This window comes from Psychroflexus aurantiacus (assembly GCF_010820555.1).
GTDB lineage: Bacteria > Bacteroidota > Bacteroidia > Flavobacteriales > Flavobacteriaceae > Psychroflexus > Psychroflexus aurantiacus.
The window spans coordinates 485,117-508,338 of record NZ_JAAIKD010000001.1; the positions used below are offsets into that span (position 1 = coordinate 485,117).

Annotated in this window: 22 protein-coding genes; 10 read left to right on the forward strand and 12 right to left on the reverse strand. The window is 43.1% G+C overall.

Annotation, left to right across the window (positions count from 1 at the left end; genetic code table 11):
- The first annotated feature begins 47 nt into the window (after positions 1–47).
- The 3 genes from trhO to G3567_RS02120 all read left to right on the forward strand — a co-directional run bounded on the left by trhO (position 48) and on the right by G3567_RS02120 (position 2,439).
- On the forward strand, positions 48–1,076 hold the full coding sequence (gene trhO, locus G3567_RS02110; RefSeq protein WP_164003627.1) for an oxygen-dependent tRNA uridine(34) hydroxylase TrhO: 1,029 nt from the start codon (positions 48–50) through the stop codon (positions 1,074–1,076).
- A gap of 287 nt (positions 1,077–1,363) precedes the next feature.
- A complete protein-coding gene (locus G3567_RS02115; protein WP_164003629.1) occupies positions 1,364–1,867 on the forward strand; it encodes a hypothetical protein in 504 nt (167 codons plus the stop codon).
- A 173-nt stretch (positions 1,868–2,040) separates the two neighbouring features.
- Positions 2,041–2,439, forward strand: a complete 399-nt coding sequence (locus tag G3567_RS02120) for a helix-turn-helix domain-containing protein (RefSeq protein ID WP_164003630.1) — start codon at positions 2,041–2,043, stop codon at positions 2,437–2,439.
- Positions 2,440–2,753: 314 nt separating this feature from the next.
- Here the strand turns inward: G3567_RS02120 and G3567_RS02125 are convergent, their stop codons facing one another.
- The 6 genes from G3567_RS02125 to mutY all read right to left on the reverse strand — a co-directional run bounded on the left by G3567_RS02125 (position 2,754) and on the right by mutY (position 8,124).
- A complete protein-coding gene (locus G3567_RS02125) occupies positions 2,754–3,662 on the reverse strand; it encodes a DMT family transporter (RefSeq protein ID WP_164003631.1) in 909 nt (302 codons plus the stop codon).
- Between the two features lie 119 nt (positions 3,663–3,781).
- Positions 3,782–4,573 carry an MBL fold metallo-hydrolase gene (locus G3567_RS02130; protein ID WP_164003632.1) on the reverse strand — a complete coding sequence of 264 codons (792 nt, stop codon included), beginning with the start codon at positions 4,571–4,573 and terminating at the stop codon, positions 3,782–3,784.
- An 81-nt stretch (positions 4,574–4,654) separates the two neighbouring features.
- Positions 4,655–5,212, reverse strand: a complete 558-nt coding sequence (gene gldD / locus G3567_RS02135; RefSeq protein ID WP_164003633.1) for a gliding motility lipoprotein GldD — start codon at positions 5,210–5,212, stop codon at positions 4,655–4,657.
- A complete protein-coding gene (locus tag G3567_RS02140) occupies positions 5,205–6,548 on the reverse strand; it encodes a gliding motility-associated protein GldE (protein WP_164003634.1) in 1,344 nt (447 codons plus the stop codon). Before G3567_RS02140 ends, gldD begins: the two co-directional genes overlap by 8 nt.
- A gap of 19 nt (positions 6,549–6,567) precedes the next feature.
- Positions 6,568–7,020 (reverse strand): single-stranded DNA-binding protein, encoded by a 453-nt coding sequence (locus tag G3567_RS02145; protein WP_164003635.1) that lies wholly within the window; start codon positions 7,018–7,020, stop codon positions 6,568–6,570.
- 33 nt (positions 7,021–7,053) lie between these two features.
- On the reverse strand, positions 7,054–8,124 hold the full coding sequence (gene mutY / locus G3567_RS02150; protein WP_164003636.1) for an A/G-specific adenine glycosylase: 1,071 nt from the start codon (positions 8,122–8,124) through the stop codon (positions 7,054–7,056).
- Positions 8,125–8,257: 133 nt separating this feature from the next.
- Here mutY and G3567_RS02155 point away from each other — a divergent pair, with 133 nt between their 5' ends.
- The 3 genes from G3567_RS02155 to G3567_RS02165 all read left to right on the forward strand — a co-directional run bounded on the left by G3567_RS02155 (position 8,258) and on the right by G3567_RS02165 (position 10,960).
- Positions 8,258–8,548 carry an HU family DNA-binding protein gene (locus G3567_RS02155; RefSeq protein ID WP_164003638.1) on the forward strand — a complete coding sequence of 97 codons (291 nt, stop codon included), beginning with the start codon at positions 8,258–8,260 and terminating at the stop codon, positions 8,546–8,548.
- A gap of 286 nt (positions 8,549–8,834) precedes the next feature.
- Positions 8,835–10,379, forward strand: a complete 1,545-nt coding sequence (locus tag G3567_RS02160; RefSeq protein ID WP_164003640.1) for an Rne/Rng family ribonuclease — start codon at positions 8,835–8,837, stop codon at positions 10,377–10,379.
- Positions 10,380–10,468: 89 nt separating this feature from the next.
- Positions 10,469–10,960: a regulatory protein RecX gene (locus G3567_RS02165; protein ID WP_164003642.1), complete on the forward strand. Its 492-nt coding sequence runs from the start codon at positions 10,469–10,471 to the stop codon at positions 10,958–10,960.
- On the opposite strand, the gene G3567_RS02170 is transcribed toward G3567_RS02165, so the two are convergent.
- The 3 genes from G3567_RS02170 to G3567_RS02180 all read right to left on the reverse strand — a co-directional run bounded on the left by G3567_RS02170 (position 10,946) and on the right by G3567_RS02180 (position 14,243).
- Positions 10,946–11,839, reverse strand: coding sequence for a cupin-like domain-containing protein (locus G3567_RS02170; RefSeq protein ID WP_164003643.1), 894 nt, complete (start codon positions 11,837–11,839; stop codon positions 10,946–10,948). The two genes, G3567_RS02165 and G3567_RS02170, sit on opposite strands and share 15 nt — an antisense overlap.
- 80 nt (positions 11,840–11,919) lie before the next feature.
- Positions 11,920–13,008, reverse strand: coding sequence for a biotin synthase BioB (gene bioB / locus G3567_RS02175; RefSeq protein WP_164003645.1), 1,089 nt, complete (start codon positions 13,006–13,008; stop codon positions 11,920–11,922).
- Between the two features lie 86 nt (positions 13,009–13,094).
- Complete coding sequence (locus tag G3567_RS02180; RefSeq protein WP_164003647.1) at positions 13,095–14,243, reverse strand: beta-ketoacyl synthase N-terminal-like domain-containing protein; 1,149 nt, start codon at positions 14,241–14,243, stop codon at positions 13,095–13,097.
- A 177-nt stretch (positions 14,244–14,420) separates the two neighbouring features.
- On the opposite strand from G3567_RS02180, the gene G3567_RS02185 reads away from it, so the two are divergent.
- The 3 genes from G3567_RS02185 to G3567_RS02195 are packed head-to-tail and all read left to right on the forward strand — an operon-like array spanning position 14,421 to position 18,410.
- Positions 14,421–15,584, forward strand: a complete 1,164-nt coding sequence (locus tag G3567_RS02185; protein WP_164003649.1) for a PSP1 domain-containing protein — start codon at positions 14,421–14,423, stop codon at positions 15,582–15,584.
- On the forward strand, positions 15,571–16,068 hold the full coding sequence (locus G3567_RS02190; RefSeq protein WP_164003651.1) for a gliding motility lipoprotein GldH: 498 nt from the start codon (positions 15,571–15,573) through the stop codon (positions 16,066–16,068). Before G3567_RS02185 ends, G3567_RS02190 begins: the two co-directional genes overlap by 14 nt.
- Before the next feature lie 17 nt (positions 16,069–16,085).
- Positions 16,086–18,410 (forward strand): penicillin-binding protein 1A, encoded by a 2,325-nt coding sequence (locus G3567_RS02195; protein WP_164003653.1) that lies wholly within the window; start codon positions 16,086–16,088, stop codon positions 18,408–18,410.
- On the opposite strand, the gene queD is transcribed toward G3567_RS02195, so the two are convergent.
- Positions 18,407–18,859, reverse strand: a complete 453-nt coding sequence (queD, locus tag G3567_RS02200; RefSeq protein WP_164003655.1) for a 6-carboxytetrahydropterin synthase QueD — start codon at positions 18,857–18,859, stop codon at positions 18,407–18,409. The genes G3567_RS02195 and queD overlap by 4 nt on opposite strands.
- A gap of 324 nt (positions 18,860–19,183) precedes the next feature.
- Between queD and G3567_RS02205 the strand changes: the two genes are divergently transcribed.
- The gene (locus tag G3567_RS02205) at positions 19,184–19,825 is read left to right on the forward strand and encodes a 2OG-Fe(II) oxygenase (protein WP_164003657.1); all 642 of its coding nucleotides are present in this window, start codon (positions 19,184–19,186) and stop codon (positions 19,823–19,825) included.
- A gap of 51 nt (positions 19,826–19,876) precedes the next feature.
- Here the strand turns inward: G3567_RS02205 and serA are convergent, their stop codons facing one another.
- A complete protein-coding gene (gene serA / locus G3567_RS02210) occupies positions 19,877–21,112 on the reverse strand; it encodes a phosphoglycerate dehydrogenase (protein ID WP_164003659.1) in 1,236 nt (411 codons plus the stop codon).
- A gap of 175 nt (positions 21,113–21,287) precedes the next feature.
- Positions 21,288–23,066 (reverse strand): ABC transporter ATP-binding protein, encoded by a 1,779-nt coding sequence (locus G3567_RS02215; protein ID WP_164003661.1) that lies wholly within the window; start codon positions 23,064–23,066, stop codon positions 21,288–21,290.
- Positions 23,067–23,222: the final 156 nt, after the last annotated feature.

Consider the following 23,222-nt stretch of genomic DNA (forward strand, 5'->3'; position numbering starts at 1 on the left):
TTTGCACTTTTATTCATCATTTCTTTTAAACCAAATATTAGTATAGCATGCAACTGTACAATAAACTAAGTTCAAAAGAAAGGGAACAGCTTATTGAAAAAGCTGGCGAGGAACGTCTTACCCTTTCTTTTTACAAGTACCACCAGCTCAAAGATCCCAAAGCCTTTAGAGACGATCTGTTTATCCACTGGAACCGGCTCGACGTTCTGGGGCGTATCTATGTGGCTCACGAGGGCATCAACGCCCAGCTGTCGGTGCCGGCCAAAAAATTTGAGGCCTTCAAAACCTATCTGGACAGCATCGATTTCTTAAAAGACGTCCGGCTCAACATCGCCATCGAACACTACGCTAAAGCTTTTCTAAAACTCAAGATAAAAGTCAGACCCAAAATTGTTCACGACGGGCTGAACGATTCCAGCTTTGATGTGACTGACAAAGGCGTGCATGTGGATGCGATGAAATTCAACGAACTCATCGAAGATCCCAACACGGTTTTGGTGGATATGCGCAACCATTACGAAAGTGAGATCGGGCATTTCAAGAACGCGGTCACTCCCGATGTGGATACCTTCAGACAGTCTCTGGACATCATCGAGGAAGATCTGAAAGACCACAAAGAAGACAAAAACCTGGTCATGTACTGTACCGGAGGGATCCGCTGCGAAAAGGCCAGCGCCTACTACAAGCACAAAGGCTTCAAAAAAGTCTACCAGCTGGAAGGCGGCATCATCGAGTACGCCAGGCAGGTCAAAGACCAGAACCTGGAAAACAAATTCTTCGGCAAGAATTTCGTGTTTGACGACCGCCGCAGCGAGAAAATCTCAGACGACGTGATTGCCCAGTGCCATCAGTGCGGTAAGACCTGCGACACCCATGTGAACTGTGCCAACGACGGCTGTCACCTGCTGTTTATCCAGTGTGAGGACTGCGCGAAAACGATGGAAGGCTGTTGCTCCGACGCCTGCCAGGACATCATAAAGTTGCCATACGAAGAGCAAAAACGCCTAAGGTCTGGCAAGCCCGCCGGACATCGAATCTTCAAAAAAGGCCGGTCGCCGGTGCTCAAATTCAAGTAAAGAAGTCACCTATCGTTTACCCACTTCCCCCTAAATACGTTCATAAAGATTTAGGGGGATTTTGTTTGCTCCTGACTTGAAGTATGGCGATACATTTCTTTACGATTATCGTTAACCCAAACCTCCGGTCTGGTGATGACCTTCTCCTGAAGGAGGGCTACTAGCCTTAAGGGCCTAAACTGCTCCTGAAAAAGGCAAGAAAAAACCGATATCCTAACTGTTCTAATAAAAGTATATTTTTGAACGGAGATAATGAGTTTTGCGCATTAAAACATTTTTTCAAGTACATGAGAAAAATCGAACTGATTTTAGGAACTGTTGCAGCGATTTCAATAGCATATAAATTTATTTTAGGGAATGGTATTAATCCCATTTTTATACTGTCAATAATGGGTTTAAGTTTATTCTATATTTACTTCAGTTTTGCTTATTTCAATAATATCCGCTTCAAAAAAATATTTAAACGATATTCTTTCAAATACATTTCAAAATGGAGGATACTTGGCACTATCGGATTGGGTTTCGGCTTAGGAATTACGATTTTAGGCATTTTATGGTCTCTAATGTATTGGCCGTTTAATGCATATTACTCATTAGGAGTTCCGATTTTGCTCATAATCGGAATAATCTCAATGATAAAATTTTTGAAAACCAAATCAGAAGATTACATACGTATTTTAAAACGGATTCTAATAATCGGTGGTGTGGGAATCATCCTATGGTTAATACCTCAAGAAACTTTAAATGAATTATTGAGCATAGAAACAACCCAAACAGCAGAAAAGAAGTAAAATAAACCACTCGAAATTCCCAGTGGATTTTCCTCCAGAAAACCTTAGCGAAGTCCATAATAAAGCGTTTTTACTGTATAAAGACAAGTTTGTCGTAAGATTGTCACCCTAGTGACGCAAGACTGAATTAGACTTCCAGATAAATTTGCCTCGAACCATTACCTAAAAAAACCATGAAAAATCAACACTTAGCAGAAAAAATTAAAGATCTAAGGACCCGAAAAGGATTTTCGCAGGAGCAATTGTCAGAAGAATCAAAATTGAGTTTAAGAACGATTCAAAGAATAGAAAAAGGGGAATCCGTTCCTCGGGGGGATACCTTGATTAAACTGACCCGGGCGCTTGGCGTAAGCCCGGACGACCTCTTAGAATGGGCAGAGGTGGAAGACAAAGGCTATTTAACGCTTATGAATTTAAGTGCGCTTAGCGTCTTTATACAGCCCTTCCTGGGCATCATTATACCTACGGTGATGTGGATTCTAAAACGAGAAAAAATAAAAGGAGTTGAGGATACGGGAAAGAAAATAATAAGCTTTCAGATTACCTGGACTCTGACTTTTTTATGCTTTTGATGATAGCATCCAAAGGATCCTATATACCCTTAAATTTTAACGCTTTAAAGTCCTTACCGGTCTTAGTGATGGATTTTTCATTGGTCGGATCCGTATTAAAATTGCTTTACCTGTATAATTTGGTTTTGATTCTTCTAAACGTCCGGAAAAGTCAACGCAGAAAGAAAAATAAATATGTCCCCAGAATTCCATTTTTGAAATAAAAGAGAAATTCCATTACTATTAATAAATAGAGGTTTTGCCAAAGAATTAGCATAGAAAAACAAGGGTGTAACCGGAAAATCTGTGTGCCCATTGGCAACCAAAAAAGGCTTCTAAGCCTCCTCCAGGACTTCAGCCTTTTTCTCTTTGGTCTTCCGGTTGGAAATATAGACCCCCAGGAGAATCACGCCTCCGGCAGCTAACTGGAAAAGATTGAACTCCTCTCCATCCAGGTACCCCCAGAACAAAGCTACCACAGGAATAAGATAAGTCACCGAGGTGGAAAATACAGGGTTGGATAATTGAATAAGCCTGTTGAAAATGATCTTAGCCAGGGCGGTTCCCATAAGCGCCAGGATCGTCACATAAAGCAAGGAGGTCTGCACGGCGTCTTGGGCGAGGAATTCTGCGTTAAAAAAGCCTGTAAAGGCTAATAGGCCGAGGGCGAAGGGAGTCAGTACCAAAAAAGAACCCGTAGCGATACCCAGCGCTGAAATTTTTTCCAGGTAGGATTTTATGATATTGGCATTGAAGGCATACATCAGGGAAGCTATCACCGGTAAAACGGCAAACCAGTAATTCTGATTGGGATTCAGCGAAGCGCCTGCTAAAATGAGAAGTACAGAACCTGCAAGCCCAATCACAACGCCTATAAACTGTTTTTTGATAAACCGGTTGCTGAAAAACAGAATCCCGGTCACAAGCGCCAGCAAAGGTACTGTCGAATTCAGAATAGACGCAATGGCGCTATCGATTTCCGTTTCAGCATAGGAGAATAACAGGGTGGGAATCATGGTCCCGATAAAGCCAGAAACCGCAATCCACTTCCACTGCCACTTCCGGATTTGCTTTATTTTTTTAAAGCCGATGAGTCCCAGGAAAATCCCGGTAATCAGGACGCGGAGGCAGGTGAGCTGCAGTGGAGACAGGCCCACCAAACCCTTTTTGATCAGGATAAAGGAACTTCCCCACAGAAGCGCCAGAGAAAAAAGAAAAACCCACTTTAAGGTGTTTGCATTCAAACCAAAAAATTTTTGTAAAAGTCAGTTTTATTCTTCAGCACGTTTAATAAAATCGGGTTAAAACTTTTCAGGCTTTGGAAAAAAATCCAAAGCCTGAAATAAGTTAGGTGTTTTTTGTTTTAATCGGCCTGAGGATACCAGTCCAGCAGGTTAACTTCAATGGCCGCATTGCCTTTATTCACTAAAGCTTTAAATTTCTCTACATCCGATAGGCCTCCCTGTCCCCGGTAATGGTACGGATAGATCTCAGCAGGCTGAAAAGCCAGCACCGCATCCGCTGCAGCCTCTACATCCATGGTGTAGGGCAGGTTCATGCATACGAAAGCCTTGTCGATATTGTCCAGGTTTCTCATTTCAGGAACCCCTTCCGTATCCCCGGAGAAATACACCTTAAGTTCTCCTTTCGCTATCACATAACCGTTGCCTCTGCCTTTGGTATGGTATACTTTATCTTCATCGCCTTGGTTATACATGGCTATGCCCTCTATATTAAAACCATTCAGAGCTTTGGTTTCGCCGTTATTGAGTATAATCAACCGGCTGCTAAACTTCCCTTGCATTTGATCGGCGACCGCCTGAGGGACAATGATCCTGGTTTCCGGAGTCGAAACCGCTTCCAGGGTTTCCTGGTTGAAGTGATCCCCGTGAATATCGGTGATCAAAATAACATCTGGGGAAGGCTGACTTTCAAAAGCCTGAGTGCCTCCTACCGGATCGATATAAAACACCGTGGAATCGATTTCAAAAACGGCCGTCGCATGAGAAATGGGCGTAATGTCAAATTCAGGCGCTTTCTGTTCTGTGGTCTGAACCTTTTCTTCGGCCATCTCCTCTTCCTGACTGGAATTGGAGTTTTTACAGCCTGTAAGCATAACTGAAGCCAAAACTAAACTGAGTATTCCTGTTTTCATAGTGTAAAATTTTAAGCTAAATGTAAAGTATGCTCTTTTATAAAGCATTGGGATTATATTTTATTTAGGGATTAAGGGGTTTTACCTCCACTCCAGGCTTTCCACCAGATGTCGCATGTCGGCTTTGATATAGCTGGCGGCGGGTAAAATGGAATCGTAATTGGGCTGGACTTCAAAATAAATGGAGCCCGTCAGGAAATGAGAAGTACTGTCGGTGAGGTAAAACTGGGCCTGGGACGCGGCGTCGCCTTCCACCTCGTAAAAATTTCCGAAGGTCTGTTTTTCCAGGTTTTCGTAAACACTAACTTCAATATGATCCGCCTTAATCGTATGTTTTTCCGGAAGCTTTTGGGCATCGATGAGCAGTGCTCTCAGGTTATCTTCCACCGGCGTATAGGTGAGATAAATCTTAGCATTCATCCTGGGGTAGTCGAGGTTGATCCAGCAGGGTTTATCGGGATTATCTCGCTCTAAGGTGGATCGCACATTTTTTTCGAAGGTGAACGGACAGTCCAGCGTGATTTTGTTATACCTGGCTTCTTCATAATCCAGCGCCAGAAATCCGGAGGGTTTTGGCTGATTGGCCCGGTTACAGGACGTCATGAATACCAAAAGAAAAGCTATGGAAATTCTAAGCATCTTCAACGGTATTGTCTTTATTGATTTTCACTTTGAGCTGCACGATGCGTTTGCTGTCCAGAGCTTCTACCGTGAAATCAAAATTACTGAAGGCAATGAGCTGTCCTTTCTTCGGAAAGCCTTTTGCAGACTCGAGGACAAAGCCGGCGAGGGTTTCGGCTTCTCCCTTACTGGACTCCATTTCTTCCATTTTCTGATCGCTCAGTTTCAGGATTTTATAGAAGTCTTTTAAAGGGGTTTTGCCTTCAAACACATAGGTAGAGTTATTGATTTTGGAATAAATAACGTCTTCGTCATCAAACTCATCGCTGATGTCTCCAACGATTTCTTCGATAATATCTTCCAGGGAAATCAAACCGCTCGTGCCCCCGTATTCATCGACGACAATGGCCAGGTGATTTTTTTGATTTTGGAAATCGGCTAAAAGATCATCCAGTTTCTTGTTTTCGGGAACGAAATAAGGCTCTCTGACCAGAGCCTGCCAGTCGAAATTTTTCTCCTGAAGGTGTGGCAGCAAATCTTTGATGTACAAGATGCCGGTGATATTATCCACGTTTTCTTCATAGACAGGAATCCGCGAATAGCCGTTTTCCATAATTTCAGAGACCACTTCAGCGAAAGACTGTTCCACATTAAGCGCAAAAATATCGAGTCGTGGGCGCATCACCTGTTTGGTATCCGTATTTCCAAAAGACACTATCCCCTGCAGGATTTTCTTTTCATCTTTGGAGGTGTCTTCCTCGCTGGTGAGTTCCAGGGCCTGGGACAACTGATCCACACTCAGGTTGGTTTTTTGTTTGCCAAATCTGGTATGTATCAAAATGGTTATGGATCGCATGGGCAAGCTCAGCGGCGTAAACAGTCTGTCCAGAATACTCAGAGGCACCGCCATGAAGTGTGCGAATTCCACGTTGTTTCTGTTGGCATAGACTTTTGGTAAAATCTCACCAAACATCAGTATGAGGAAAGTCACCAGGCCTACATCGATAATAAATTTGAGGCTTATTCCGAAAAAAAGGGTTCCGCTGTCTCCGTAAAAGGTTTCGCTGATGGAAGCGTAGAGTAAAACGATGGCGATATTTATAAAATTATTGGCGATAAGAATCGTCGCCAGTAGTTTTTTGGGCTTATCCAGCAGGTTGATGATAATTTGTTCCTGCTTGGACACATTTCCCTCCTTCACATCAAAATCTGAGGGTTTCAAGGAAAAAAGAGCCACTTCCGAACCTGAAATAAGCGCAGAGGATATGAGCAAAATAAAGAAAAGTATAATCTTGAATATTTCGCTAAATTCTATTACCGAAAATAAAATGTAACTCGAGGGGTCGGGTTCCAATACTTAAAGAATTTTTGTTTTAAAAGGGTAAATCATCTTCTTCCTCTTCCATAGCCTGCGGGGCCGGAGAAGGTTTGGAATCAGACTTGGGTTGAGAAGCCTGGGGAGATCCCATGCTTTCAGAACTAGCTCCATCTTTTGGAGTCAAAAAGGTAAATTCCAGGCATTGTATTTCAGTTGAATACCTGTCCATGCCTTTGTCATCCTGCCATTTACGGGTTTTGATGCGTCCTTCTATATACACTTTATCACCTTTCTTAAGGTATTTTTCGCAAATTTCAGCAGCCTTGTTTCTCACAACGATGTTGTGCCATTCGGTGTTGCTTACTTTTTCGTTGGTGGATTTATTGATGTACTCTTCGTTTGTGGCCAAAGGAAAACGCCCGATACAATTTCCGCCTTCAAAATAATGCATTTTCACTTCATCGCCTGTGTGGCCTATGAGCATGACTTTGTTCAGTGTTCCTGCCATAATAATAAATTTATGTAAATGTAAGAAAAAGATTTATGCCATGGAAAATTCAGATTCTATAAAATTCTGAATCAGCACGGGCACAGCCAGTTGGCCTAAATCTTTTATTTTCTGAAGCTCCAGGTGTTCTAAAAGTTCCACTTCAGAAAGTTTACAGCTGAGTTTAACTTCTATGAATGAAGCCAAAATTTTTCTGTGCGACAGCAGATGAACCACTGGCTTTTCATTATACAGACGGATGCCCTGTATGCAGGATGTCTTCAGATTGATTCTGGAAAGGATGTCTTCCGAAGCCGGCAGTTCCTGTGGTGCTTCCGATTCCATAAGCGGAAATTCATAAAGGCCTTTCCAGATGCCTGCCCCCTTTCTTTGCTGAACCAGGGTGTTTTCTTCTGAATCTGTAACTACCAGGTAAGTAAAGTAGCGTGTTTTGACTTTAGCGGTCTTTATTTTCACGGGCAGTTCTTCCTGAATCCCCTGTCGAAAGGCCACACAGTCCTCCTGAAACACACAAAACATACACTTTGGAGATTTGGGCCTGCAGTGCAGCGCGCCAAATTCCATAATGGCCTGGTTATGGATTGACGGCTGGGAAGCATCGAGCATGTCCTGGGCTTTTAGTTTGAATTCCTTGACTCCTTCGGTAGAATTAATGGGAGTATGAATGCCCAGAAAACGCGAAAGCACCCGCTGTACGTTTCCATCGACAACGGCCACGGGCTCCTCGTAAGCAAAAGAAGCGATGGCAGCGGCGGTATAATCGCCTACGCCTTTCAGGCTTTTTAACTCCTTATAATTGTCGGGAAAAATGCCGTTTAAGGTTTTGCTAACATACTGGGCTGTAAAATGAAGATTTCTGGCTCTGGAATAATAACCCAGGCCCTGCCATAATTTCAGCACCTCATCTTCGCTTGCCCTGGCCAGATCGTGAACCGTAGGAAAACGGGAGACAAATTTACGGAAGTATGGCAGGCCCTGCTTGACCTGGGTTTGCTGCAGTATGATTTCGCTCAGCCAAATGATATAGGCATCCCGGGTGTGTCGCCAGGGCAAATCTCTGTGTTCTATCCTATACCAATCCAGCAGACGTTTAGAGAAATTCATTCCTTGTTTTTTGCAAGTATAATTCATATCCGCCTACTATTTAGCGCATTGTGTTTAATTATTGCGGATTAATTACTTATATTTGCAAACTCAAAAAAAATCAAGATTAATCCTGAATAAATATTTTTGAATTATGACGAAAGCAGATATCGTAGCCAACATTTCAGACAAACTCGGCTTAGAGAAAAATGAAGTTCAAGCTACTGTAGAAACCTTTATGGATGAAGTTAAGAATTCTTTAGAAGGTGGAGATAATGTGTATCTTAGAGGTTTTGGAAGTTTCATTGTGAAGACAAGAGCGGAAAAAACAGGGAGGAACATCTCAAAAAACACAACCATTAAAATTCCAGCCCACAATATTCCGGCATTTAAACCTGCTAAAATATTTGTAGAAGGAGTGAAGCAAAACGTAGAAGTAAAATAAGTTTAATAATCTAAAAAAAATACAAGCCTATGCCAAGCGGTAAAAAAAGAAAGAGACATAAGGTAGCCACTCACAAAAGAAAAAAGAGAAGCAGAGCTAACCGTCACAAGAAAAAGTAGTGCCTCACTACTTTTTCTAATTCTATACGTTCTTTGACATCAAAATTCAAAGCGATTGAATTTTTAAATCGAATTAAAAATGTAATCCTTTTCATCACTGAAATACAAGGATTACTTATGTATAATTTTAGTCTGTAAAACCTACAGACTTCTAAAATCTAATAAGCGTGAATAAGGAATTAATAGTACGTTCTAGTTCCGACGCTGTAGATTTTGCCTTATTAAAAGATGGAAGGCTCATAGAGCTCCATAAAGAGACAGAAGGATTCGATTTCTCTGTTGGTGATATTTTTCTAGCAAAAATTAGAAAAGCTTTACCGGGTCTCAATGCCGCATTTGTGAATGTCGGTTATGAAAAAGATGGTTTTTTACATTACCATGACCTTGGACCAAACGTCAAAACAATGCTGAAGTTTGTGAAAAAAGCCACCGCCAATCAACTGAAAAATTTCTCTTTGAGGGATTTTCCTTTTGAAGAAGAAATCGATAAAAATGGATCGATAGCCGATACGCTAAGCTCCAACCAATCCCTTCTTGTACAAGTTGTAAAAGAACCAATCTCTACCAAAGGCCCAAGATTGAGCAGTGAGCTTTCTCTTGCAGGTCGCTATATTGTTTTAGTTCCCTTTTCGGATCGGGTTTCAGTTTCACAGAAAATTGAAAGCAAAGAAGAAAAGAGCAGACTCAAGCGATTAGTAAAAAGTATTAAACCCAAAGGTTTTAGCGTCATCATCAGAACTGTTGCAGAAGGCAAAAAAGTGGCTGATATCGACAGAGACCTTCAAAATTTGATGAAACGATGGGAAAACATGTGCAAAAAGCTTAGCAAAGCACATCAGCCATCGAAAGTTTTGGGTGAGCTTAGTAAAGCTTCATCAATATTAAGAGACATGTTCAACGACTCATTTACATCTATTAGCATAGATGATGATGTCATTTTTACACAAATAAAAGATTATGTCGGGAAAATATCTCCAGACAAAGAATCTATTGTTTCTCACTATAATTCTAATGTTCCCATATTTGAAAAGTATGGTATAGAAAGACAAATCAAAACGTCTTTTGGTAAAACCGTAACTATGAAAAAAGGAGCTTACTTAGTCATTGAGCATACAGAAGCTATGCACGTGATTGATGTCAATAGTGGAAACAGAAGTAATAAGGCCAAAAATCAAGAAGATACAGCACTCGAAGTCAACATGATAAGCGCAACAGAGATTGCGCGTCAGTTGAGATTAAGAGACATGGGAGGAATCATTGTCGTCGATTTTATCGACATGAACAACCCAGACAACCGAAGAAAACTTTACGAACATCTTAAAGATGAGATGAGCGATGATAGAGCTAAACACAAAATCTTGCCCCCAAGTAAATTTGGGTTAATCCAAATCACCAGACAGCGTGTTCGTCCCGAGATGAACATCAAAACGCGTGAGGCGGACCCCAATAAAGGCGACGGTGAGATTGAAGCCCCAATCGTGATTATCAATAAAATCAATGCGGATCTGCAAAAGATCCTGAAGAAAGGAGATAAGAAGATTACGCTTACTGCGCATCCTTTTATCGCTGCCTACTTAATGAAAGGCTTTCCTTCTCCAAGAAGCAAGTGGTTCTTTGATTTCAAAAAATGGGTGAAAATCCAGCCAAGGGATGCTTACAATTATTTAGAATATCATTTTTATGACCAAAACGGGTCAATCATCAAAGTCTAAGGTGTTGATATCAATTTTTAAAAACCCCATATCCCAAGCGGATATGGGGTTTTTTGTTTTCGTATTTTTGCAGCCAGATCAAACTGAAAATGCCAGGAGAAAACTTCAAACCCAGGAAATCCTTAAGCGTAGACGAAGCGCTGTTGAAGCTGATGAATTACTGCGTCTATCAGGACCGCTGTCATCAGGAGGTGGAGAAAAAACTCAAAGATCTGCAGATGTATGAAGATGCCCAGGCTTACATCATCACCAGACTCATTGAAGAGGATTTCCTGAATGAAGAACGCTTCGCCAGAAGTTATGCCCGCGGCAAATTCAGAATAAAGAAATATGGCCGATTAAGAATTACAAGAGAACTTAAGGCTAAAAATATTTCTGCCTACAATCTGAAAGCAGGCTTGTCTGAAATTGAGGAAGAGGAGTATCTCACGACGCTGAGGGACTTAGCCGAGCAAAAACTGAACAGCCTGAAGGAGCAGGACCCCTACAAAAAAAGGCAGAAACTCTATCAGCACCTGGCTTATAAGGGCTATGAAACCGAGTTGATTTACGATGTCATCAACGATTTACTTCCGATGTAAGTCGTTCTGTAATCGTTTCTCCTGCCTGCGATAGGCCAGCCTGTTTTTATAGTTGATCCAGTCATCCCCTTTTAGTTTCCGCATCACATTTTCAAAAGCCCGCATGATCGTCAGATTATAAATGGCTTTACTCAAATTTTTAGGGCTTCTGGGTAAGGTTCTTAAACTCATGGAAAAACCGGGCGTGAGGTAAGTCATATTATGCCAGTAACCTTCCGGCATATACAGGGCTTCACCGTGTTCCAGGTAGGCTTCGTAACCCTTTGCCAGCTTCAAGGCGGGGAACTTTTCCAGATCGGGGGCATTGAAATCAATTTCATTCAGACTGATCAAGGCATTCGGAACTTTATACAGGTACCTGGTTTCTGAAGGCGGATAGATAATGCAGCGCTTTTTCCCTTCGAAATGGATATGCAGTATGTTTGCAAAATCAATGTCGTAGTGCATAAACACCGACGAATTCTCAGCACCAAAAAAAAGAAAGGGCAGTTTTTTGAGAAATTTTATGCCAAGCGCCGGCATTTTGAAGTGATTTTGAAGTACGGGGACTTCTTTCATCATATTAAACAAAAAAATACGATAGTCGGTCGGACCTTTTTTCAAAAGATCCACATAGGCTTTAAGTTTCATTTTAGCATGCGGCTCATTGAACTTATTCTTGGCCGAAACCGGTCTGTTGTCGTATAAAGGCACTTCCACATCTCCGGCGATCTCCTTCAGGTAAGACAGGGACCACTTTTCATACGCAGGCCATTCCCTGGTGAGTTGCTCTATAACCACAGGCTTTTGAGGCTTCACATACTGCTCCAAAAAGTCCTGAGGGGAAATGCTTTTTACCCTGTCGACAGTCTGCAGGTTGAGTTTTTCATCAGGTTTCATACCTAACAAAAATAAGCTTCATTTCGGGATCTGCCAAAATGAAGCTTATGATATCTTAACTCTAAGGCTGTCTCTCCAGACTAAACCTTGGTCTTGGCTTTTTGCTTGGCCTCGACATTACGTTCTATCGTATGTCCGGGACGCGACCATTTTGGTTTTTCACCGAGTGGTTTGTACTGGGATTCTTCTGCAGAAACCGACTGTGGCTGAGATTTTTTCTCAAAGGGCTTCTGAGGCTCCAGTCCCAGGAGTTTAAACATTTCCATGTCTTCGTTCACGTCAGGATTTGGTGTGGTCAGCAGTTTATCTCCGGCAAAAATAGAGTTGGCACCGGCAAAAAAGCACATCGCCTGTCCTTCTCTGCTCATGTCGGTTCTCCCCGCAGAAAGTCTCACTTGGGTTTCAGGCATCACGATTCTGGTGGTAGCAACCATGCGCAGCATTTCCCAGATCGATACTTTTTGCTGTTCTTCCAGAGGAGTTCCTTCTACAGGCACCAAAGCGTTGATGGGTGTAGATTCCGGCTGAGGATTCAAGGTGGCTAAAGCCACCAGCATCCCTGCTCTGTCTTCCAGGGATTCTCCCATGCCAATAATACCTCCGCTACAAACGGTCACATTGCTTTTTCTAACGTTCCCAATCGTATCCAGCCTGTCCTGGTAACCTCTTGTGGAAATCACTTCTTTATAATATTCTTCTGAAGAATCTAAATTATGGTTATAGGCATACAGACCGGCTTCAGCCAGACGCTGAGCCTGGTTTTCTGTCACCATGCCCAGAGTACAGCAAACCTCCATGTCCAGTTTGTTGATGGTTCTTACCATTTCCAGAACGTTATCGAACTCCTGACCATCCTTTACATTTCTCCAGGCTGCGCCCATACAAACTCTGGAACTGCCGGAAGCTTTGGCTCTCAGGGCCTGTGCCTTAACCTGAGAAACGCTCATTAGATCGTTGCCTTCAATATCGGTGTGGTAACGCGCTGCCTGCGGGCAATAGCCGCAATCCTCCGGGCACCCTCCGGTTTTGATAGATAGCAAAGTTGAAACCTGCACTTTATTGGGATCGTGATGTATTCTATGTACGGTGGCTGCTTCGTAAAGCAGCTCCATCAAAGGCTTATTATAAATATCTAAAATCTCTTCCTTGGTCCAGTCGTTTCTTGTCATGATATTTTATTTAAGGATTCAAAAATAGAAAAAAGTAGGTGTATTAGCTATTCTGAATAAAATTTGAGTCAAATTAATTTTTAAATCTATGGTTTTTCCAGCAAAATACTCACGGCATTCCCGCCAAAACCTACGGCATTTACCAGCACTGAAGTGATGGGTTTTGAAGGTGAGAGCTGCTTATAAAACGGGGTTTCAAAAAATTCGCCAGTTTTCAGCATCAGTAAGGCCATTTCGATATTCAACATGCCTGAAGCGCCAAAGGTATGCCCCAGCTTCCATTTGTTGGTGGTGAGCAGGGGCATGGTTTCAAATGTGTTTTGGATGGCATTCACCTCGGCCTGGTCTCCTTTTTTGGTGCCCGGAGCATGCAGCACAACAGCATCTACACGGGTCTTTCCGGCTTCCTGCAGTGCCATTTTCATGGATTTTTGAAAGCATTCTGCGTCCGAAGAAATGGAAATGTTGTGTGTGATCTGTTCAGTAGCATACCCAAATCCCGTGATCCGGGCCAAGGCCTGTTCTGAAGATCTCGACATGACTGCCGTTGCCGAGCCTTCCCCAAGAATCAGAGAATTCTGACGTTTATCCAGCTTCAGACTTTCACAGGGAAAATCGGTATCCAGTCTGGAATACAGTTTTAAAGCCTGCATCTGAGCGACCGTAAATTCCGTCAGCGGCGCTTCTGAGCCGCCTACCAGAAACATGCCACACATGTCGGCTTCCAGCCAGGCTTTGGCATTCAGCATGGCATGCAGGGCTGTGGAACAGGTGATGGAATGGCTTATGTTGGGGCCGTCCACACCCAGATCCTGGGCCACCCAGGACGAAATATTCCCCAGGGTGGTGGTCGGAGACGTGAGCGGCGATAGTGTTTTCCCCTCCAGAAACCTTTTGTGGTGCGCTTCGAATAAGGCTGTGGCTCCGCGGGACGACCCGATATTAATCCCTGTGGATTCGGGTTCAAAACTTAAGCCTGAAATCGCTTTTCTGGCGGTAAACATCGCCATCAGCACAGATTTGTCCAGGTCTTTGTACCGGGGGTTTTCCTGAGCAAGGTTTTGGATTTCTTCTGAAGATGAGGCAGGAAGACTCGCTCCTAGGACCGAGGTTTTAGCCCAGTCTAAGGCTTTGAAATGCGTGGAATCGGTTCGATAATGCTTCAGAATGCTTTCCCGGTCATCGCCTAAAGCGGAAATAGATCCAAAACCATTGATGTATATGGGGTGTTTCAAGTGAAGTTAATTTTTGAAGCAAATATCGAAAAAACTAAAGCTACACCCTATTAAATTCAGAATAACTAAAAAAAGCAATGGAATCTCTCTAGTAATTATTTGGTATCTTTGAAATTCTGAATAAGAAAGATTAATCTTCAGCGTTTTAAGTATGAAGCGCTTCAATATATAGAACGTATGGGATGTAGCAGTTGCTCGACCGGAAAAGATGGCCAGCCAAAAGGCTGCAAAAATAACGGCACTTGTGGAACAGATGGATGTAATAAGCTGACGGTTTTTGACTGGCTGTCGGATGTGGAGCTTCCTGGAGGACAGAAAGCTTTTGACTGTGTCGAGGTCAGGTTTAAGAATAGCAGGAAAGAATTTTTTAGAAATACAGAACAGCTAACGCTTTCCATTGGAGATATTGTAGCCACGGAAGCTTCACCAGGGCATGATATCGGGATGGTAACGCTTACCGGGGAACTGGTGAGGGTGCAGATGAAAAAGAAAAACACAGACCCAGCTTCCAAGGAGATTCCAAAAGTTTACAGAAAAGCCTCTCAAAAAGACATCGATGTCTGGCAGGCCGCCAGAGAGCGCGAGGATGCGATGAAGGTGAAAGCCAGACAAATCGCTATCCGCCTGAAGCTGAAAATGAAAATAAGCGATATCGAATTTCAGGGCGATGCCTCCAAAGCCGTTTTTTATTATACCGCAGAAGAGCGTGTGGATTTCAGGCAACTGATTAAAGAGTTTGCCTACGAGTTCAAAACGAGAATCGAAATGCGTCAGATTGGCTTTAGACAGGAAGCGGCCAGACTTGGCGGTATTGGATCCTGCGGACGTGAACTCTGCTGTTCTACCTGGTTAACCGATTTCAGGACGGTAAAAACTTCGGCGGCGAGATACCAGCAATTATCGCTGAATCCGCTAAAACTTGCCGGACAATGTGGTAAGCTGAAATGCTGCCTCAATTATGAACTGGACACCTACCTGGAAGCTCTCAAAGACTTCCCGAGACAGGATCAAAAACTCACCACGCAAAAAGGGGATGCCGTTTGCCAGAAAATTGATATTTTCAAAGGGAAATTATGGTATGCTTACGAGAAGGAATACAACAACTGGATTGAGCTCGATACAGACGCAGTTAAGGAGATTTTAAAGGCTCAGCGTGAAAAAAACCCGGTAGCCAGTCTGGAAGAATTTACTTCTGAAATACCTGTCGAAAAAGCGGAGTTTTCCAATGCTTTCGGGCAGGACAGTTTAACCCGTTTTGATAAGCCAAAACGAAAAAAACCTAAAAATAAAAGAAAGTCAAATAAACATAAGAAGTCTAAAAAGAACAATGCAAACTCTTAAACTCTTGCTTTTAGTTGGCTTTTGTATGGGTTTGGTAAGTTGCCAGGAAGATCTTGTATTTTCAGAATATAAAAGCTTTACCGGGGGCTGGCCGAAAACCGATACCCTGGTTTTTGACTTTGAGGCTCCCGACACCATTCGCCCTTATGATTTGTTTTTTGTAACACGGGTCAACCAAGATTACGAATTCAATAATTTATACCTCATTGCTCATATTACTTTTCCCAACGGGAAACAGATTGGGGATACCCTGGAATATGAAATGGCTTATCCTGACGGAGAACTGATGGGAACCGGTATGAGCAGCGTAAAAGAAAGTAAATTGTGGTACAAATCCAATGTGGTTTTCACTGAACAGGGAACCTATGATATAGCGGTGATACAGGCTATGCGAAAATTTGGAAAGATTGAAGCCTTGGACACCCTGAAAGGAATTATGGACTTTGGCATACATTTGGAGAAGGTAAAACAGGCTGAAAATTAATGTGTTTTTAAAAAATTATGAGTAAGACATCAACATCAGAAAAGAAAAAAGGATTTAAGAAATACATACTGGGCTTTTGGATTTTATTCTTTGCCGGAGTCCTCAGTGTTGTTTTTATTTTTCTTCTGGCTGGCTGGGGCGCTTTAGGACCCATGCCTACCTTTGAGGAACTGGAAAACCCGGAAACCAACCTGGCAACCGAAGTCATCTCTGTAGATGGCGAAACCCTTGGTAAATATTTTAAGGAAAACAGGACGCCCATCAATTTTGAAGATCTTCCCGATCACCTGGTCAATGCCCTTGTTGCCACAGAAGACGAACGGTTTTACAGCCATTCCGGTATAGATGCCCGAGGAACCTTAAGGGCAGCCATTTTTCTCGGAAAGAAGGGAGGCGCCAGTACAATCACCCAGCAGCTTTCAAAGCTTTTGTTTACAGATCCCAACAAAAGCGGAACCTTCAATAGAATTATTCAAAAAATAAAAGAGTGGGTCATCGCCGTGAGGCTGGAAGAGCAGTATGCCAAAAATGAGATTATTGCGATGTACCTCAACAAAATGGATTTTTTGTACAATGCCATCGGGATACGTTCTGCCTCGCGAATTTATTTCGGGAAGGAGCCTAAAGATCTGTCCATCGAAGAATCGGCAACTCTGGTGGCCATGTTGAAAAACCCTTCGCTTTACAACCCGGTTAAAGAACAGTTTAAAGACAATTCCAAACAAAGGCGTAACCAGGTTTTTGTACAAATGGAAAAAAACGGGTTTATAACCACCCAGGTGAAGGACTCCTTACAGGAATTGCCCCTGGTAACCAATTTCTCTCCTGAAGAACACGATGATGGTATTGCCACTTATTTCAGAGCTTACATTCAGGAGTTTATGAAGGACTGGATTAAAGATAATCCAAAACCGGATGGAAGCTCTTACAGCATGTACAGAGACGGACTCAAAATTTACACCACGGTAGATTTCAAAATGCAAACCTATGCTGAAACGGCTGTAGAGAGACATCTCCAGAACCTTCAGAAAGAATTCAACCGTCAGAATGAGAATAACAGAACCTCCCCTTTTAGAGATATAGATGCTTCAGAGATTGAGAGCATCCTTCAAAGAGGAATGAAGAACTCTGATCGTTACAAGAGGATGAAGCAAAGAGGGATAGGTGAGGATTCCATCAGGGCAAGCTTCAACAGAAAGCGAGAAATGCGACTGTTTTCCTGGGAAGGACCCATAGATACCCTGATGACTCCACGGGATTCCATCAGGTATTACAAATCTTTCCTGAATACCGGAATGATGTCCATGACCCCACAAACCGGTGAAATCAAAGCCTGGGTAGGCGGGGTGAATTTCAAATTTTTCAAATACGAACACGTCAAACAAGCCAAGCGACAGGTAGGGTCTACCTTTAAACCCTTTGTGTATGCCACGGCTATAGATCAGCTGCATTTGTCGCCTTGCTATGAACTTCCCAATACTCCTTATACTATTCCCAGAGGACGGCATGGTGTCACCGAAGACTGGACACCCGCCAACTCCGGGGACGATTATGGTGGAAATAAGACTTTAAAGCAGGCCCTTGCCGAATCCATCAATACCATTACGGCCAGAGTTATTGACAAAACCGGACCGGAAAGTGTTATCGATTTGATTGATGAGTTAGGAATTGACACTTCCAGGATCGTACCTGTGGCTGCCATAGCTTTGGGTACGCCAGATATAAGTGTGTATGAAATGGTCTCTGCCTATAGCACCTTTGCCAACAAAGGCGTGTATGTAAAGCCCTATGCCGTTCAGCGTATTGAAGATAAGAACGGAACCATTCTTTATCAGCATCAGCCGAAAAGCCGGGACGTGTTAAGCGCGGAATCTGCTTTTGTGACGATTAAGCTTTTGGAAGGGGTTACGCAGTTTGGTTCGGGCAGGCGTTTAAGAACCGATTCTGAATATGCGAAAAATACGGAAGCCTACAAGAGAGCCGTGACCGGTTATCCGTATGCCTTCGACAATCCTATCGCCGGAAAAACAGGAACGACTCAAAACCAAAGTGATGGCTGGTTTATTGGTATGGTTCCCAATCTTGCTACGGGCGTCTGGGTAGGAGGTGAAGACAGAAGTGTACATTTTGAAACCATCGCTTACGGACAGGGCGCTACTTTAGCTTTACCGATCTGGGGGATGTATATGAAAGACGTTTACGCCGATGAATCCCTGAATGTTTCCAAAGGTGAGTTTGAAGAGCCGGATAATCTCAGTATTCAGATAAACTGTGATGAATTTTCTGAAGATGACCTGGAAGAAACCGTAGAAAAACCAGAAGAATTTGAAATCGATTTTTAAGCATTATCGCTTGCAAACCACTCGGCGAAAGCAGTGCCTGTTTCCCTGAGTTTAAGCGAATGAAGCTTGATATCTGCATTTAATTTACTGGAAATTCGACTGGCAAAATCGGCGATCATGTTTTCACTGGTTGGCTGATAGTCAACCAAAATCACATCATGACCGGAAGATTTTAAATGCTCGGCAAGTTCGATGTGTGGAGTTTCCTTGTTCAGTAAGATGGCATGATCCATTCGATCCACAACTTCCGTTTTCACAATTTTCTTTAAATCTCCAAAGTCGATGACCATGCCGCATTTTACGTTATTCCTGTCTGTAATAGGTTCACCTATCACGGTAACGTCGAGTTTATAACTATGCCCATGTACATTTCTGCACTTCCCGTCATAGCCATAAAGCGCATGAGCCGTCTCAAAAGTAAATTGCTTGGTAATTCTGATTTTTGCCATAAACTTAAATGTTGGTGCAAAGATACTGGATTTTAAAAATTATCGGTGAGTCTGTGGATACACTTTTTATCGCCTTGGGTTTGCCGGAAGACAGCTTGGCAAGAGCGCTTTCTTAAAGGGCTCGACCTGACATATACAAATGTCCCCTCGAGCCTGCCTGACTTCGCAGAACGCAGGCAGGCGCAGTCGAGAGGTCTGTGGATTCCAAAACCAACAGAACCTCCATTTGAATTTCAAAACAACAACCTATACCGTCCCCTGAAAAATGATATCAGGTTAATCATTTATAGATTAAATTTGTAAACTAAACTTAAAGGTTTTTCAATGCGTACAGAACTGCTTACCGATGCGCTCTCTTATGAAGAACATCCGCTTTACGAGCGTATCATTTCCGATATCCTGGATCAGGGCTATTCTATCTGTGATTCTTTTTTTGAAGAGCCTACGGTCAATTCGTTAAGGGAAGAAATCAAAACGCTTTACAGGCATAGTGAACTCAAGAAAGCGGGTATTGGCAATAAATTAAATGAGTCTGTAGAAAAAAGCATTCGTGGAGATTATATACAGTGGATCGATGAGCAGAAGGCAAATGCAGTAGAAAAAGGCTTTTTTGACAGAATAAATGCGTTCAAAAATTACCTTAACAAAACCTGTTTTATGGGACTTCTGCATCAGGAATTTCATTATGCCGTGTATCCCAAAGGAACTTTTTATAAAAAGCATATCGATACCTTTCAAAACGACGACAGGCGAAAACTTTCTCTGGTGTGTTACCTCAACGATGATTCCTGGAAAACCTCCAACGGTGGAGAATTGGTGCTGTATCCGGAAGGCCTGCCGGAAGTCGTCGTTCATCCTCTGCCCGGCAGGGTCGTCATTTTTGAAAGCCAGCGCCTGGAACACGAGGTCAAAGCAGTCATACAGGATAAACGCCTAAGCATTACCGGCTGGTTAAAAACCAGATAAACTGCAGGTTTTAATACCAAGCTTCCTCTTATCCCTCAGGAACGCATTCTCCTAATAAAGTATACGTGCACTTATCGTGTGGTCTATCTTTTTAAGCTCTTTTAAGGTGTCCAGGGAGTCGTTTTTGGAAATGTCCAGCACCACGTAGCCCACCTCAAAATTGGTGCTCAGATACTGTCCGAGAATGTTTACATTCAATTTAGAAATTTTCGAGTTGATCTCAGAAAGCACCCCAGACACATTTTTGTGGATATGCAAGATTCTGTGGGTATCCTCCATTTTAGGTAAGGATAATTCGGGTATAGAATGACTGCCAAGGCTGGCTCCGCTTTCGATATATTTGATGAGTTTCCCGGACACATCCACCCCAATATTCCATTGGGCTTCTTCCGTAGAACCGCCAATATGAGGCGTTAAAATCACATTGGGCACGTTTTGCAGGGGCGAGGTGAATTTTTCTGCTTTGTTTTTAGGCTCCTCGGGGAAGACATCTAAAGCCGCACCGCCAATACGCTCTTCGTCCAAGGCCTTTTTTAAAGCCTGGATATCCACAACATCTCCCCGACTCATATTGATGAGCAGCTGTCCTTTTGTAAACCAGCTTAGCACCTCCGCGTTGAATAAGTTTTTTGTTTCCTGGGTTCCCGGCACATGCAGTGTGAGAATGTCGCTCTCTTCGATGAGGGTTTTAAGATCACCGACGGCTTCAGCATTGCCCAGGGGCAATTTATTTTCCACATCATAGTAAGACACCTTCAGTCCTATGGATTCGGCAAGAATAGAAACCTGAGAACCTATGTGTCCGTAACCCACAACGCCCAGACGCTTTCCGCGGATTTCGTGAGCGTTTTCTGAGCTTTTATCCCATTCTCCGGCATGCGCGGCCTTATCTTTGTCCGGGATTCTTCTTATTAGCATAATCGCAGAAGCAATAACCAGTTCGGCTACCGAACGTGTATTGCTGAACGGCGCATTGAAGACGCAAACCCCCGCTTTATTGGCCGCCTCCAAATCGACCTGATTAGTACCGATACAGAAGCAGCCTACCGCCACCAGTTTTTTCGCTTTTTGAATCACCTCTTCCGTCAGTTGGGTTTTGGATCTCACCCCCAGGATTTTGGCATCTTTCAAAACTTCATCCAACTCTTCCCCCGATAACGCGCCCGAATGCTGCTCAATTTGGGTGTAGCCCGCTTTTTTGAAAGACTCTACAGCCGATTGACTTATACTTTCCAAAAGAACAACTTTCATTTTATGCTTTGGGAACGAGGTTTTGAGTGGTGACATAGCAATACGGAGTTTAAAATTGGAAGCCTCTAAAGTAAAAAATTACGCGAAAGCAATCCCATGTTGTTTTTATTTTTTTTCTTCTGACCCTTGCCCGTCCAAAATACGCAGGCGAGTTTAATCTTACTAGATTTGTGAGCGGATATCCATAACCTTGTTCTTCAAATTCATAGCGCTAGCTGAGTTCCATCTGCAACTGAATCAGTTTGGAATAAAGCCCGTTTTCCTGTTCCAGCAATTCGGCGTGGGTTCCTTTTTCCATAATTTCACCGTTTTCCAGGACCAGAATCTGGTCAGCGTTTTTGATAGTCGACAATCGGTGAGCAATCACAAACGACGTTCTGCCTTTCATCAGCTTGTCCAGAGCTTCCTGTACCAGTTGCTCCGATTCTGAATCCAGCGAACTCGTGGCTTCATCCAAAATCAAAATCACAGGATTTTTGAGCACGGCTCTGGCGATAGCGACCCGCTGTCGCTGACCTCCGGAAAGCTGGACGCCGCGTTCTCCAACTACCGTTTCGTACTGCTCCGGAAAAGACATGATAAAATCGTGGGAATTGGCTTTTTTGGCGGCTTCCAGAATTTCCTCATGGGTGGCGTCTGGTTTTCCGTAAGCGATGTTCTCTTTTATCGTCCCTCCAAAAAGCAGGATATCCTGTGGAACTATAGCCATCTGGCTTCTTAAGTCATGCAGGGTAAACTCTGAAGCCGGTATATCGTCCAGCAGCATTTGACCGGACTGTGGCTCATAAAATCTTAAAATCAATGAGGCAATTGTCGATTTACCCGCACCGCTGGGTCCAACAATGGCGATGGTTTCTCCTTCTCTGGCCTCAAAACTGATGTTCTTCAAGACGCTGAGTTCCGGGCGACTGGGATAGGCAAATTTTAAATTTTTAAAACTTAATTTTCCGTGAATAGGCTGCGGCGAAGACTCTTCTTCTATGATTTCAGGTTCTTCATCGATAAGGTCAAATACGCGTTCTGTGGCTCCAATGGCCTTTTGAATTTGCGCATATTGAATGGGTAAGCCACCGATGGAAGCCCCAACAAAAATGGTATACAAGATAAAGGTAATCAAATCGGCCTGACTCAATTCTCCGGCATTTTGAAGTTTGACCGCATACCAGACCAAAAGCACGATAGCACCAAAAATGCAAAAGATGATAAAGGAGGAGAAGGCGCCGCGGGCAAGACCTCCTCTGATCGCTATTTTTTTGATATCGGTAACCGCAAATTTATACCTCAGCATTTCAAAGGCTTCGTTGGTAAAGGCTTTTACATTGGCAATCCCCTGCAGACTTTCGCCGACAATGGTATTGGAATCGGCCACCTTATCCTGAGCCTCTTTGGATAATTTCTTGATGAATTTTCCAAAAAATACAGCGACAATGGCAAAGATGGGAATGGTAGCCAGCATCAGCAAAGAGAGTTCGACCGATACTAAAAACAAGGCGGCAATCCCGCCGGTGACAATGATCATTTGTCTTAAAAACTCGGCAATACCCGTCGTGAAGGTGTCCTGAATCTGAGAAATATCTGCCGCCACCCGGCTGTTCAGTTCGCTCACGCGTCGTGAAGAGAAAAATTGCATGGGCATTTTAACCAGCGTATTGTAAGTGTCCTGCCTAATGGCAGAAAGCATGTTTTCGGTCACATTCACAAATAAGACCACTCTGAAAAAGGAGAAAATCGCCTGGGCGGTAAACAAGCCCAGAAGAATAAGTCCCATTCGGTTGATATCTTCCGAAGTGAAATCTGCAGTTTCTATAAGATCTCCCATCAATTTGGGAAATAAAAGCGCGGTGAGTCCGGTAAAGGCCAGAAACACCATCCCGACGATGAGTTTCCACTTATGCGGACCGATGTAAGAAAAAAGGCGTAGGGATTTTTTGAGATTCTGTTTGTTGGGTTTTACTTTAGGAAGGTCCGATTCCTTTTTTCTTTTAGCCATTCTTAAATTATCTTCTTGTCTTGGAGCGCAAAGTTAAGGTCATGCTTGACACAAAGCTATGAACTTAACTTAAAAGTCTAAAAAAATATACATAAAGTTAATCTGGCGCTATCAAACCTGCTTCTCTGACCGCCTGCATGGCTTGGACGTGCAGGC